The sequence below is a fragment of the Rhodococcus sp. IC4_135 genome, assembly GCF_011602025.1.
Taxonomy (GTDB): Bacteria; Actinomycetota; Actinomycetes; order Mycobacteriales; family Mycobacteriaceae; genus Rhodococcus_F; species Rhodococcus_F baikonurensis.
The window spans coordinates 111,699-125,515 of sequence record NZ_JAAOLG010000010.1; the positions used below are offsets into that span (position 1 = coordinate 111,699).

10 protein-coding genes are annotated in these 13,817 nt (G+C 62.4%); all 10 read left to right on the forward strand.

What is annotated here, in order from left to right:
* On the forward strand, positions 1 to 861 hold the full coding sequence (locus tag G8767_RS19255; protein WP_003941894.1) for an ABC transporter permease: 861 nt from the start codon (positions 1 to 3) through the stop codon (positions 859 to 861).
* A complete protein-coding gene (locus G8767_RS19260) occupies positions 858 to 2,219 on the forward strand; it encodes an MCE family protein (RefSeq protein ID WP_003942007.1) in 1,362 nt (453 codons plus the stop codon). Before G8767_RS19255 ends, G8767_RS19260 begins: the two co-directional genes overlap by 4 nt.
* A complete protein-coding gene (locus G8767_RS19265) occupies positions 2,216 to 3,295 on the forward strand; it encodes an MlaD family protein (RefSeq protein ID WP_003941932.1) in 1,080 nt (359 codons plus the stop codon). Before G8767_RS19260 ends, G8767_RS19265 begins: the two co-directional genes overlap by 4 nt.
* Positions 3,292 to 4,287 (forward strand): MCE family protein, encoded by a 996-nt coding sequence (locus G8767_RS19270; RefSeq protein WP_003942053.1) that lies wholly within the window; start codon positions 3,292 to 3,294, stop codon positions 4,285 to 4,287. Before G8767_RS19265 ends, G8767_RS19270 begins: the two co-directional genes overlap by 4 nt.
* A complete protein-coding gene (locus tag G8767_RS19275) occupies positions 4,287 to 5,540 on the forward strand; it encodes an MCE family protein (protein ID WP_095970332.1) in 1,254 nt (417 codons plus the stop codon). Before G8767_RS19270 ends, G8767_RS19275 begins: the two co-directional genes overlap by 1 nt.
* Entirely contained in the window at positions 5,537 to 6,814 is a 1,278-nt protein-coding gene (locus G8767_RS19280; RefSeq protein WP_003941859.1) for an MCE family protein, read from the forward strand. The genes G8767_RS19275 and G8767_RS19280 overlap by 4 nt, the downstream gene beginning before the upstream one ends.
* Entirely contained in the window at positions 6,811 to 8,058 is a 1,248-nt protein-coding gene (locus G8767_RS19285; protein WP_166811207.1) for an MCE family protein, read from the forward strand. Before G8767_RS19280 ends, G8767_RS19285 begins: the two co-directional genes overlap by 4 nt.
* A gap of 99 nt (positions 8,059 to 8,157) precedes the next feature.
* A complete protein-coding gene (locus tag G8767_RS19290) occupies positions 8,158 to 8,886 on the forward strand; it encodes a hypothetical protein (RefSeq protein ID WP_124568226.1) in 729 nt (242 codons plus the stop codon).
* A gap of 45 nt (positions 8,887 to 8,931) precedes the next feature.
* The gene (locus tag G8767_RS19295) at positions 8,932 to 9,822 is read left to right on the forward strand and encodes a hypothetical protein (protein ID WP_166811209.1); all 891 of its coding nucleotides are present in this window, start codon (positions 8,932 to 8,934) and stop codon (positions 9,820 to 9,822) included.
* Between the two features lie 439 nt (positions 9,823 to 10,261).
* Positions 10,262 to 13,768 (forward strand): DNA-directed RNA polymerase subunit beta, encoded by a 3,507-nt coding sequence (rpoB, locus tag G8767_RS19300; protein ID WP_003942068.1) that lies wholly within the window; start codon positions 10,262 to 10,264, stop codon positions 13,766 to 13,768.
* Positions 13,769 to 13,817: the final 49 nt, after the last annotated feature.

Genomic DNA, 13,817 nt, shown 5'->3' on the forward strand with positions numbered 1-13,817 from the left:
ATGACCATCGCACGAGGCCGCGGCGATCAGTTCCTGCTGAAGAGCCGCAAAGTTGCCAGAATTCCAGTGAACGCGTTGGACCGCGCAGGCGAGCAGATGTCGTTCTACGCGCGCGCCATCGCGTGGACTCCGCGCACCCTGCACCGGTATCGGAAGGAGACGCTTCGGCTACTCGCCGAAGTGACGTTCGGTAGCGGTGCGCTCGCAGTCATCGGCGGAACGATCGGCGTCATCGCGATGATGTCGGGATTCACCGGTGTCGTCGTCGGTCTGCAGGGCTTCGCAGCTCTCGAGCAGTTGGGAAGCTCGGTTCTGACCGGCTTCCTCTCCGCCTACGTCAACACCCGTGAGATCGCTCCGATCGTTGCGGCTCTTGCGCTCTCGGCCACGGTGGGTTGTGGTTTCACCGCGCAACTCGGTGCCATGCGAATCTCCGAAGAGATCGACGCACTGGAGGTCATGGCAGTTCCGTCGGTGCCGTTCCTGGTCACGACGCGCATGATCGCCGGCTTCGTCGCCGTCATCCCGCTGTACATCGTGGGTCTACTCGCGGCGTATCTCGCCTCGAGAGTGATCAGTACGGTGTTCAACGGGCAGTCGACTGGCTCGTACGACCACTACTTCAATCTGTTCCTGCCACCGCAGGACGTGCTGTATTCGTTCGCGAAAGTCCTGGTCTTCGCCTTCGTGCTGATTCTGATCCACTGCTACTACGGTTTCCATGCCTCGGGTGGTCCCGCAGGCGTCGGTGTGGCCGTCGGCCGCGCTGTTCGCGCCGCAATCGTGACGATCGCCGTTCTCGACTTCTTCCTCAGCCTTGCTATCTGGGGAACCACGACGACTGTGAGGGTGGCCGGATGATCGAGGCTCCGTCAGTCCTGCGCCGCCGTGTGCTCGGACTCGTGTTCTTCGTGGTGTTGGCCTTGTTCTTGGCCTTCACCATCGGAACCTTCAACAAGACGTTCAAGGACGTCGTGAAGATCGACCTCGTGACCGATACCGTCGGAAATGCCTTGCCACCCAACGCTGACGTCAAGGTTCGTGGGCTGCTTGTGGGCGAGGTGCGGTCCGCGTCGACGAAAGACGGCCAGGTCACGTCGGTCCTCGCGATCGAGCCGGACAAGGCCGATCTGATTCCGTCCAATGTCACGGCGCGTCTGCTTCCGAAGACGCTATTCGGTGAGCGATACGTCTCCCTGATCATTCCGGAGGGAACCACCGCGACCCCGATTTCCGCGGGAACGGTGATCCACCAGGACAAGAGCGGCAATGCTGTCGAGGTCGGCGACGTTCTGGACGGGCTGCTCCCACTTCTGCAGGCCATTCCGCCGCAGGATCTGGCGAACACTCTCGGTTCTCTCGCGCAGGGTCTGACGGGGCGCGGCGCCGAGCTCGGTCTGACGGTCGATCGTCTCGAGGAGATCTTCCGCGGCGTCAACACCGAGCTGCCCGCGGTGCAAGAGGATCTGCGCAAGTTCGCGGACTTCTCCCAGACGTACTCGGACGCAGCGCCCGATCTGATCAACGCTCTCGACAATCTGCGGACCACGGGTAACACGGTGGTGCAGAAGCAGGACCAGTTGCGGACACTGCTGGCGTCGCTCACCGTGACATCGTCGGACACCGCAGCCTTCCTCGAAGCGAACTCGTCCTCGATCATCACGCTCGCTGCGGATTCTAAGGAAGCTCTCCAGCTTCTGGCTCAGTACTCACCGACCTTCGGGTGCACGTTCAAGGGCTTCTCGGACACCGCTCCGGAAGCTGCCAAGATCCTGTCCACCGACGCGCCCAATCCTGGTGTGCGTGCGAGTATTCAGATCGTGAACCCCAAGGGTCGCTACCTGCCCAACCAGGACGAGCCACGACTCGTCGACAACCGCGGCCCGGTTTGCTACGACAACGTCACCGAGCCCGGTCGTCCGTTCCCGCAGTACCCCGGCGGTTCGTACGGTGACGGTTCCTACCAGGTTCCTTCCCGCAATCCAGGTCCCGCCACCATGGAATTCCTGCCTGCACCCGAGGGCTCCGGACCTCAGTTGTTCTCGACCAACAACAGCGGTCCTGCTCAGCAGGCCGGCTACGCGGGCTCGAAACTCGAAGAGGATACGTTGAAGGTGATCTACGGACAGGCCAACGGTGTTGCGCCGGACGATGTTCCGGCGTGGACCACGATGGTCAGCGCTCCGGCATTCGCAGGTGCGGAGGTGAGCGTCCAATGAGAGGACTCGCAGCTCCGCTGACAAAGCTCATCATCTTCGTGGTGGTGACGGTCCTGGCGACAGGACTGCTGGCAGCCAGCATCGCCAACCTCGGCGGTGGTGGCGGCACCAAGTTCAACGCCGTCTTCTCCGACGTCACGTCGTTGAACGAGGGCGACGAGGTCCGCATCGCCGGTGTTCGTGTCGGCCAGGTCGAGAAGATCGCCATCGTCAACGACAACCAGGCCGAGGTTCAGTTCTCGGTATCCGACCGTGATTGGTTGCCGGCCAGTTCCATTGCCACCATCCGGTTCCGCAACCTGGTGGGGCAGCGATACATCTCGCTCTCGCAAGGTGAAGGCAGCCAGGGCAAGAAGATCACCGGCGGCGATACCCTGCCGCTGTCCCAGACGCGCCCGGCAGTCAATCTCACGACGCTCTTCAACGGCTTCAAGCCGCTGTTCACCACCCTGAGCGCGGACGACGTCAACAAGCTGTCGTACCAGATCATCCAGGTCTTCCAAGGCGAATCGGGCACCATCAGCGAGCTCGTGCGCAACACCGCGAGCCTGACCAACACCGTCGCGGACAAGGACGCCGTCATCGGGGCGGTGATCAAGAACCTCAACGACGTTCTCGACACCGTCAACGCGAACGACAAGAACCTCGATTCACTGATCGTCAACACCCAGCAACTCGTCACCGGGTTGGCCAACGAGCGTGGCGTGGTCGGTTCGGCCGTCACCTCACTTGCGGGCCTGACCGACGCGACGGCCGACCTGCTCGAGCCGACAAGGCCGTCCATTCAGGGTTCGATCACGGCTCTCAACACGTTGGCGACCACCCTCAACCGTCGGAGTGACGACGTGAACGCGGTGCTCGAAACCTTGCCGGTCAAGCTCGAGAAGCTTGCTCGCGTAGCGAGTTACGGTTCCTGGTTCCAGTTCTACCTGTGCGGAATCGACATCGTTGCCGGTCCAGGACAGTCTGCGTCGCTGAATCTGCCCACCGGCCTGCCGACGGTCAATCAGCCGATTTACACCAACGCGGCCACGCGATGCACTCAAGACGGTATGAGGGAGTTGCAAGGTCGATGAGCAAACGTCGCAGTCCGGCAATGGCCGGAGCCATCGGTATCTTCGTGGTGCTGTTGGCCACTTTGTCCGCGTTCTTCCTCGATTCACTTCCGTTCGTGGGAGCAGGCTCGTCCTATTCGGCCGAGTTCTCCGAAGCTGCGGGACTCAAGCCTGGTAACGAGGTTCGTATCGCCGGCGTGAAGGTCGGCAAGGTCACTTCCGTCGATCTCGACGGTGACCGTGTTCTGGTCGACTTCAAGGTCAGCGACGCGTGGGTGGGAGATCAAACCTCTGCGTCCATTCAGATCAAGACGATTCTGGGACAGAAGTACCTAGCACTCGATCCGCGTGGAACCGACAACCTCGATCCCAAGGACCGGATTCCGCTCGAGCGCACCACGTCTCCGTACGACGTCGTTCAGGCCTTCTCGGCCGCAGCGGACACGGTCGGCGACATCGACACCGACCAGTTGGCGAAGAGCATGGAGACGTTGTCCCAGGCATTCTCCGAGACACCTGGCGATGTCCGCGCGTCGCTCGACGGTGTCAGTCGGCTGTCGCAGACGATCGCGAGTCGCGATCAGGACCTGCAGAAGCTCTTCGCCGCCACCGGGAAGACGTCGCAGATTCTTGCTGACCGCAACAAGGAATTCACCCAGCTGATCCGGGACGGCGGACTGCTGGTGCAGGAGCTCAACAATCGCCAGCAGGCGATTTCGCAGCTGCTCACCGGAACTCAGCGCGTCTCTCAGCAGCTCACCGGTCTCGTTCGTGACAACGAGGCGGCAATCGGGCCCGCGCTGACGCAGCTCAACGGCGTCATCGACATCCTGAAGGCCAACAACGAGAACTTGGACAAGGCACTGAAGCTCTACGAACCCTTCATTCGCTTGTACGCCAACGTGGTCGGCAACGGCCGTTGGTTCGACCAGGTCGTCGTGAACCTCCTTCCGCCGGGTCTGCCGGATATTCCGGGCTACCGTGACCCCGTTCGTACGTTGGGAGGCAACTGATGGCTGATACCGCCGAAGCCGGAAGCGGCTCCAAGAAGCGCTCGATCGCGATCATCGCTGCTGTTCTGATCGGATTACTCGTGATCGGTGGTGCGCTGTGGTGGGTGTTCACTCGCGCCGGTACCACCAAGATCACCGCCTACTTCGACAAGTCGGTGGGTATCTACGACGGGTCCGACGTTCGTGTTCTCGGAGTGAAGGTCGGCACCGTCGAATCTGTCGAACCTCAGGGAGACCAGGTCAAGGTCGAGTTGCGTGTCGATCGTGGGATCGACATCCCCGCCGGTGCCAGCGCCGCTCAGATCACGCCGTCGGTGGTTGCCGACCGCTACATCCAGCTGACCCCGGTCTTCACCGGTGGCGACAAGATGGCCAGCGGTGCAGTAATTCCGATCGAGAAGACGGCGACGCCCGTCGAGGTCGACCAGTTGTACTCCAGCATCGACGAACTCGCGTCGGCGCTCGGCCCTGAGGGTGCCAACAAGAACGGCGCGCTGTCCGATTTCGTCGAGACCGGTGCGGCCAACCTCGAGGGCAACGGCGAAGCGTTGGGGGACAGCATCACCAACCTCTCGGATGCTGCTCGGACGCTGAATGATTCGCGTGACAACATCTCGCTGACCATCAAGAACCTGGATACTTTCGTGGGCGCACTCGCGGCCAACGATCAGCAGGTGCGTCAGTTCAACACTCAGCTGTCGGATCTGACCGGGTTCTTGGCGGGTGAACGCGACGACCTCGGCGCCGCCCTGAATCAGCTGTCGATTGCTCTCGGCGACGTCGCGAAGTTCGTGGCCGACAACCGTGATCAACTGGTCCAGACAACCGAGGGACTCGTCGAACCGACACAGACACTGGCGAACAACAAGGAAGCGCTCGCCAACACGCTCACCATGCTTCCGCTGGCGATCTCCAACCTCGTCAACTCCTACGACGCCGAATCAGGTGTGCTGGCTTCACGTCTGGCGTTCCCCGATCTGCAGAACCCGGCCGGGGTGCTCTGCAAGTTGATGGACCTCGGCAAGCTGTTGCCCGGTGATCCGCGATTCGAGGCGCTGGGACGGCAGATGCAACCGGCCATCGACCAGTGTGCAAATGTCGCCGCGATGACCGATGCAGCGAATCAGGCCGCAGGACTGAATCTTCCCTTCGGCATCCTCGCCGGATCCGAACGTCAGATGCAGGTAGTTCCGGGCACTGTGCCTGGCGTCGTGTCACCGCGACTCAACAGTGGAAACGGGGAGGGCGAGTGAAGCGTTCATTGATAGTCGGCGCCGGACTGTGCGCCGTCCTGATCTCGGCAACCGCCTGCTCGTCCGAGGGCATCTACGCGGTCCCGCTTCCCGGCGGTCCCGATGTGGGTTCCGATCCGATGCACTTGACCATTCAGTTCGACGACGTGCTCGACTTGGTTCCGCAGTCCGCTGTGAAGGTCGACGGTGTTCCCGTCGGGCGCGTCGACGACGTGTCCGTCGGACCGGACGGATGGACCGCGGACGTCGGTATCATCCTCGACTCGTCGGTTGATCTACCCGCCAACGCAATTGCCGCGGTCGAGCAGACCAACCTGCTCGGCGAGAAGTTCATCCAGTTGTCGGCCCCGCCGTCCGGACCGGACTCTGCGAAGCTGGCCGACGGAGACCTGATTCCGTTGGATCGCACTCGCCACGCCACGGAGATCGAGCAGGTTCTCGGCGCATTGTCGCTGCTGCTCAACGGCGGCGGTGTGGGCCAGCTGCAACCCATCGTCGAAGAACTCGGTGCCGCGTTCGACGGTCGCGAAGGCAAGACGAGAAGCCTTCTGGAGCAGGCGAACACACTCATCGGCGGACTCAACGAGCAGCGTGACGACATCACACGCGCGCTCGACGGCCTGGATGTGCTCTCGACCCGCGTCAACGATCAGAACGAGAAGATCGGGAAGATTCTCGAGGAACTCCCCGTTGCGACACAGGTTCTCAACGAGCAGCGTCCGCAGTTGACTCAGATGCTCGCTCAGGTGGATCGACTCGGAACAGTGGGAACCGACGTCCTCACGCAGTCCAAGGACGATCTGATCGCCGATCTTCAGGCTCTGCGTCCGACGCTGCAGGCGCTCGCAGACTCCGGTGACGACTTCGTCGGGGCACTTCCGTTCCTGCCGACGTTCCCGTTCCCGGACGGTGTCGAGAAGATTGCACAGGGTGGTTCCGTGAACCTCTTCCTGAGTGTCGACCTGCAGATCGGCAATACTCTCTCGGGTCTCGGTGTCGGACAAGGCGAACCGGAATACCGTCAGCCGAAGTTCGGCAATCCCAAGCCGGTAGTCGATCCGTCGAACCCGTACTACAACGGAAACGGCCCGCGTCCGGGTTGGCCGACGGTGTCACTGCTGCCGATCGCTCCGATCCTTCCGCAGGTTCCCGTTGTCGCCGGGCTTCCCGCCACAACAGCGGGTGATCCGGCAACGCCGGCGCCCGCGGCGAACCCACTCAACCCCATCCAGGGAATGCTGGAACAGTTCGGAATCGGCGGTGATGGACAGTGAGATCAGCTCTGGTCAGATGGCAGCTCGTCGGCTTTGTCGTGGTTGCGCTCCTGGGTCTCATCTACGTCGGCGCCAAGTACGTGCGCCTGGACAACCTCATGGGGTTCGGGCAGTACACGGTCAAGACCGAATTGGCCACGTCCGGTGGAATTTTCACCAACGCCGAAGTGACGTATCGCGGCGTGCCGGTCGGGCGAGTGGGCGACATGTCGTTGACCGAGGACGGAATTCAGGTCGACCTGAAAATCGACAACAGTGCTCCGGAGATTCCTGCATCGGCCCGTGCCGTCGTGGCTAACCGCTCCGCCATCGGTGAGCAGTATGTCGACCTCCAGCCCGATACCGATCAGGGACCGTTCCTCGAGGACGGCTCGGTGATCGCGTTGGGGGACACCACAACTCCGATCCCGATCGAGGATGTGCTGACCAGTGCCAACGGCTTGGTCAAGTCCGTGCCGGTCGACGCACTCCACACCGTCGCCGTCGAACTCGGTGCAGCGTTCAACGGCAAGGGCGAGGACATTCAGGTCCTGGCCGATTCACTGTCCGGTCTTTCGCAGTCCGGGCTCGACACTCTGCCTCAGACGCTCGCGCTGATTCGGAACAGTGAGACGGTACTGACGACACAGTCGGATCAGTCCTCCGCGATCAAGCAGTTCAGCACCGATCTCGATGCCGTGACGGCGCAGTTGCGGACCAGTGATCCGGATATCCGACGCTTGATCGACAACGGCATCCCGGCGAGCGATCAGATCGGCGCCCTGATCAACGAGGGTGGTCCGAGCCTGACGACCGACCTGACAAACCTGGCGGCCACCACCAAAACGCTTGCACCGCGAACGATCGCGTTGCAGCCGTTCCTGATCTTCCTTCCCGGCCTCGCCGCTGCCGCACCGACGGTTGCTCCCGGCGACGGAACGGTCCATCAGGGCTTGGTGCTGGAGACCAACAATCCGCTCTCGTGCACGGTGGGTTACGAAGGCACCATGGCAATCCTGGACGAGATGAAGCGTCAGAACCCCAATTTCGACGACACGCAGCAGGATTTCCCACTCAACACCGCGGCGTCGTGTGAGACGCCGCTGGGCAGCGAGACGGGCGTCCGCAGTGCCAACCGCGTGGTGTACGCCGATCCCGACACGATCCAGCCTTGGGACTTCAAGCCGAAGGTCGATCCGGACAAGTTGAACCTCAACCCGATCGCGACGCAGTTGGCGCCGTTGCTCGGAGTGACACCGAAGTAGACCGATCCGAATGTGATCGAGTTTGTGCAGTTCAGGCTACTGAGTTGTGGCAGTTGACGATTCGCGGCCAGAGGCTGGGCAAAACAGGTAAGTAGGGTAGTGAGTGTGATTCAGAGAAACAGTTCCCCGCAGTCCAGCGGGCCCGAGCAAGTCGAATCGGGAGCGCCGACAACCGGTAGACCGAAGGGGCTGACAGCGTCTCTGATTGCGGTCGGTGTCTTGCTTCTGGCGGCAGTGGTTGCGCTCGGTGTGTTCGGCGTCCCGTACGTCCGGGCGCTCACCACCGACCGCACTACCGCCGAGATGCGTGACGACGCGCTGGTCGGTGCGCAGCAAGTCGCGATCAACCTCAACAACGCGGATTCGGCGAATCTCGACCAGTCGATCGAGAACATGCGTTCTTCGGTGACCGGTGACGAGATGACGACGTACCTGCAGACCGTTCAGGATTCCATCACCGACGAGTTGCGTAACTCGGGCTCGAAGGCTGACACCGAAGTCGTTCAGTCCGCGCTCACCGAACTCAACACCGATGACCGGACCGCCACGGCTCTGGTCGTCGTTCGAGTGACCACGACGCAGGGCAATCAGTTCGTCAAGAATCAGCTCGGCATGCGGCTGGGCATGGTCGAGGTCGACGGGGTCTGGAAGGCGCAGTCAGCTGATCCGATCGGATCGCGACTCGATCTCGGCTCCGGCACTCTGCCGGCGGCCGACGGCTCCACGCCTGCACCTGATGCAACGCCTGCCCCTGGTTCGGGGACCGAGGCACCTGCATCCGGTGCTCCTGCACCGACAACCGAGGGTGGTGATTCCGGTGGCCAGTAGTTCGTCGAATCTGCACACCGACATCCCTCGAAGGAGAAGCGCGTAATGCCACCCAAACGTCGTACCGGCGGACCGTCCTCCCCGCAGAACCGTCGGCCGAAGATCGCCGGAAGCGCTCGTTCACTCAACGTCCCCGCGGGGACGTCCGATTCGGATTCGGTCGAGCCCACGATCGAAAAGCCGGAAGAAGAAACACAGGAGGCTGTGAAGCCGGAGGCTGCGAAGCCGGAGGCTGCGAAGCCGACGCTCGCGAAGGCAGAATCCGGAGACGCCGAGCCGCCGAAGCCGGAAACCGACGCTCCGGAATCCACCCCGGGCCCCGATCTCACCAAGCCGGTGAAGACAGCCGCAGACGAACCGAAGGTAGCCGCGGGAGAAGCGGAGGGCGCCGCCCCCACTGCCCCGCAGGCCGACGCGGGGGAGTCGCCGGCAACATCCACACAGCCGAAGGGCAGCTGGCGCCTGGTTGCGATCCTGGGGGCCGCGGCGGTGATCGTCGCGATCGTCGCCGGCATCGCCTTCTTCAAAGTCGGCGCGAAGACGGACGACATCGCCTGGGTGGACGAAGGCGCCACGGCCGAGGTTCTTCGCGTGACGCCGTCGGCGTTGGCGGCAGTCTTCACGTTTTCTCCCGACACGTTCGACGCCGATTTCGACAAGGGTGTCCAGGGACTGAATCAGTCGATGCGTGACCAGCTGACGCAGTACAAGGACACGCAGAAGGCCGGTGTCGAACAAACTCAGACGGCAACGACCGCTGATGTCCCGCTGATCGGGATCACACGACTCGAGAAGGACCGGGCACAGTTGCTCGCCCAACTGAACGTCAGTTCGACGCAGAACGGCGTGGCGGCAGACTCTCGCTCCGGAATGGTCATCGTGAGCCTGGAGAAACAAGACGGAAACTGGCTGATCTCGGAGATTCGCGACCAGTAGCACCTGCGTACCACGACGAGGATCTGGACCGACGCACGATCTCGGTCCAGATTTTTCGTATGTGACGCCGTTGCTGGCTACACTTCCGGTGGCAGTGTTCGAATGCGCGTCACGAATGTTCGAATGCTGCGACACGCGCTCTCGCCCTTGACGGAGCGGTCCGCAAGGTCCACTCTGATCGGTGAACATGCACGGACGAGTGATCGGCAGTCTCACGTCAGTTTCTGAATTCGACCCTCAGTTACACCCGACTCGACATTTCCAGAGTAAGGGTGTACTTTTGGACGTTGCGCTGGCTGCCTCCTGTCCACCCCTCGTCTCAACCGCTGCGAAGTCAAGTACTTCTTGCTTTCTGCGACGGGTTTCGTTCGGGTTGTAACCAGCGAAATTCGAAGCAGATACAGCGGCGGTCGCAACAGCACGGAGCGGCCCGCGTGAGGTGCTGGAAGGACGCATCTTGGCAGTCTCTAGCCAGACCAAGGCAGTTTCCGGAATCCCCGGAGCCCCGAAGAGGGTTTCGTTCGCGAAAGTTCGCGAACCCCTCGAAGTTCCCGGGCTTCTTGACGTACAGACAGATTCGTTCGAGTGGCTGATCGGCGCGCAGAGTTGGCGCGAACGAGCAGCGGCACTCGGCGACAATGCAGTGTCCGGTGGTCTCGAGGACATCCTCGCGGAGCTTTCTCCGATCGAGGATTTCAACGGCACTATGTCGCTGTCCTTCTCCGACCCTCGATTCGACGAGGTCAAGGCCTCGACGGACGAGTGCAAAGACAAGGACATGACCTACGCGGCGCCTTTGTTCGTCACCGCGGAGTTCATCAACAACAACACTGGTGAGATCAAGAGCCAGACGGTCTTCATGGGAGATTTCCCGATGATGACCGACAAGGGCACCTTCATCATCAACGGCACCGAGCGCGTGGTCGTCTCGCAGCTCGTGCGTTCCCCCGGTGTGTACTTCGACATGAGCGTCGACAAGAGCACCGAGAAGGATCTGCACAGCGTCAAGGTGATCCCGGGTCGCGGCGCATGGCTCGAGTTCGACGTCGACAAGCGCGACACCGTTGGTGTCCGTATCGACCGCAAGCGTCGTCAGCCTGTCACCGTCCTGCTCAAGGCGCTCGGCTGGACCACCGAGCAGATCACGGAGCGCTTCGGCTTCTCCGAGATCCTCATGGCCACGCTGGAGAAGGACAACACCGCCGGCACCGATGAGGCGTTGCTCGACATCTACCGCAAGCTCCGTCCGGGCGAGCCCCCCACCAAGGAGAGCGCGCAGACCCTGCTGGAGAACCTGTTCTTCAAGGACAAGCGCTACGACCTCGCTCGCGTGGGTCGTTACAAGATCAACAAGAAGCTCGGCCTGAACGCGGGTCAGCCGATCGTTGCATCCACTCTCACCGAAGAAGACATCGTCGCCACTGTCGAGTACCTCGTGCGTCTGCACGCAGGTGACACCTCGATGACGGCTCCGGGCGGCGTCGAGGTTCCCGTCGAGGTCGACGACATCGACCACTTCGGCAACCGTCGTCTGCGTACGGTCGGCGAGCTCATCCAGAACCAGATCCGCGTGGGCTTGTCCCGCATGGAGCGTGTGGTTCGTGAGCGCATGACCACGCAGGACGTCGAGGCAATCACGCCTCAGACGCTGATCAACATCCGTCCCGTCGTCGCTGCGATCAGGGAGTTCTTCGGAACCTCCCAGCTGTCGCAGTTCATGGACCAGAACAACCCGCTGTCGGGGCTGACGCACAAGCGTCGTCTGTCCGCCCTCGGCCCGGGTGGTCTGTCCCGTGAGCGCGCCGGCCTCGAGGTTCGCGACGTTCACCCGTCGCACTACGGCCGCATGTGCCCGATCGAGACCCCGGAAGGCCCGAACATCGGCCTGATCGGTTCGCTGTCGGTCTACGCCCGCGTCAACCCGTTCGGTTTCATCGAGACCCCGTACCGTCGCGTCGTCGACGGACAGGTGACCGACGAGGTCGACTACCTGACCGCTGACGAAGAAGACCGCCACGTGGTCGCGCAGGCCAACTCGGCCATCGACCGCGAGGGTCGGTTCACCGACTCGAAGATTCTCGTCCGTCGTAAGGGTGGCGAGGTCGAGTTCGTCGCGTCCTCCGACATCGACTACATGGACGTTTCGCCGCGTCAGATGGTGTCCGTCGCAACCGCGATGATTCCGTTCCTCGAGCACGACGATGCAAACCGTGCCCTGATGGGCGCGAACATGCAGCGTCAGGCTGTCCCGCTGGTTCGCAGCGAGGCACCTCTCGTCGGAACCGGCATGGAGCTGCGTGCAGCTGTGGATGCCGGCGACGTCATCATCACCGAGAAGACCGGTGTCGTGGAGGAGATCTCCGCGGACTACGTCACGGTGATGGCTGACGACGGAAGCCGCAAGACGTACCGGATGCGCAAGTTCGCGCGTTCCAACCAGGGCACCTGCGCCAACCAGCGTCCGATCGTGGACGAGGGACAGCGTGTCGAGGCCGGCCAGGTTCTGGCCGACGGCCCTTGCACCGAGAACGGTGAGATGGCGCTGGGCAAGAACTTGCTCGTCGCGATCATGCCGTGGGAAGGCCACAACTACGAGGACGCGATCATTCTGTCGCAGCGTCTCGTGGAAGAGGACGTCCTGACCTCGATTCACATCGAGGAGCACGAGATCGATGCCCGCGACACCAAGCTCGGTGCCGAGGAAATCACTCGCGACATCCCGAACGTCTCCGACGAGGTCCTCGCCGACCTCGACGAGCGCGGCATCATCCGTATCGGTGCCGAGGTTCGTGACGGTGACGTGCTGGTCGGAAAGGTCACGCCGAAGGGCGAGACCGAGCTGACCCCCGAAGAGCGCCTCCTTCGCGCCATCTTCGGTGAGAAGGCTCGCGAGGTTCGTGACACGTCCCTCAAGGTTCCTCACGGTGAGACCGGCAAGGTCATCGGAATCCGCGTGTTCTCGCGTGACGAAGACGACGATCTGCCTCCCGGTGTCAACGAGTTGGTCCGCGTCTACGTGGCACAGAAGCGCAAGATCCAGGACGGCGACAAGCTCGCCGGCCGCCACGGCAACAAGGGCGTCATCGGCAAGATCCTGCCGCAGGAAGACATGCCGTTCCTCTCGGACGGCACGCCTGTCGACATCATCTTGAACACGCACGGCGTCCCGCGTCGTATGAACATCGGTCAGGTCTTGGAGACCCACCTCGGGTGGATCGGCAAGACCGGCTGGAACGTTCAGATCGCGTCCGACGGCTCTCGTCCCGACTGGGCTGCGACCCTGCCGGAAGAGATGCTGTCCGCTCCGGCCGACTCGAACATCGCCACCCCGGTGTTCGACGGTGCGAAGGAAGACGAGCTCACCGGTCTCCTCGGCGCGACGCTGCCGAACCGTGACGGCGAGCAGATGGTCGGACCCGACGGAAAGGCCACTTTGTTCGACGGCCGTTCCGGCGAGCCGTTCCCGTACCCGGTCTCGGTCGGTTACATGTACATCATCAAGCTGCACCACTTGGTCGACGACAAGATCCACGCTCGTTCGACCGGTCCGTACTCGATGATCACGCAGCAGCCTCTCGGTGGTAAGGCCCAGTTCGGTGGCCAGCGCTTCGGTGAGATGGAGTGCTGGGCGATGCAGGCCTACGGCGCGGCTTACACGCTGCAGGAACTGCTGACCATCAAGTCTGACGACGTGGTCGGTCGAGTCAAGGTGTACGAAGCCATCGTCAAGGGCGAGAACATCCCCGAACCCGGCATCCCCGAGTCGTTCAAGGTGCTCCTCAAGGAGCTCCAGTCGCTCTGCCTCAACGTGGAGGTGCTGTCCTCGGACGGCGCGGCCATCACGATGGCGGACGGCGACGACGAGGACTTGGAGCGGGCCGCAGCGAACCTGGGCATCAACCTGTCCAGGAACGAAGCTGCGACGGTCGACGACCTCGCGAACTAGGTTTCGGTCCCCGGGTTGCTCTTGAAAGAGCGGCCCGGGGGCGTAGTTC

What these genes read in the sequence shown, in the direction of transcription:
- G8767_RS19265 (WP_003941932.1), top strand. Translation starts at nt 2,216, where the DNA reads ATGAGAGGACTCGCAGCTCCGCTGACAAAGCTCATCATCTTCGTGGTG.
- G8767_RS19295 (WP_166811209.1), top strand. Translation starts at nt 8,932, where the DNA reads ATGCCACCCAAACGTCGTACCGGCGGACCGTCCTCCCCGCAGAACCGT.
- G8767_RS19260 (WP_003942007.1), top strand. Translation starts at nt 858, where the DNA reads ATGATCGAGGCTCCGTCAGTCCTGCGCCGCCGTGTGCTCGGACTCGTG.
- G8767_RS19255 (WP_003941894.1), top strand. Translation starts at nt 1, where the DNA reads ATGACCATCGCACGAGGCCGCGGCGATCAGTTCCTGCTGAAGAGCCGC.
- G8767_RS19275 (WP_095970332.1), top strand. Translation starts at nt 4,287, where the DNA reads ATGGCTGATACCGCCGAAGCCGGAAGCGGCTCCAAGAAGCGCTCGATC.
- G8767_RS19270 (WP_003942053.1), top strand. Translation starts at nt 3,292, where the DNA reads ATGAGCAAACGTCGCAGTCCGGCAATGGCCGGAGCCATCGGTATCTTC.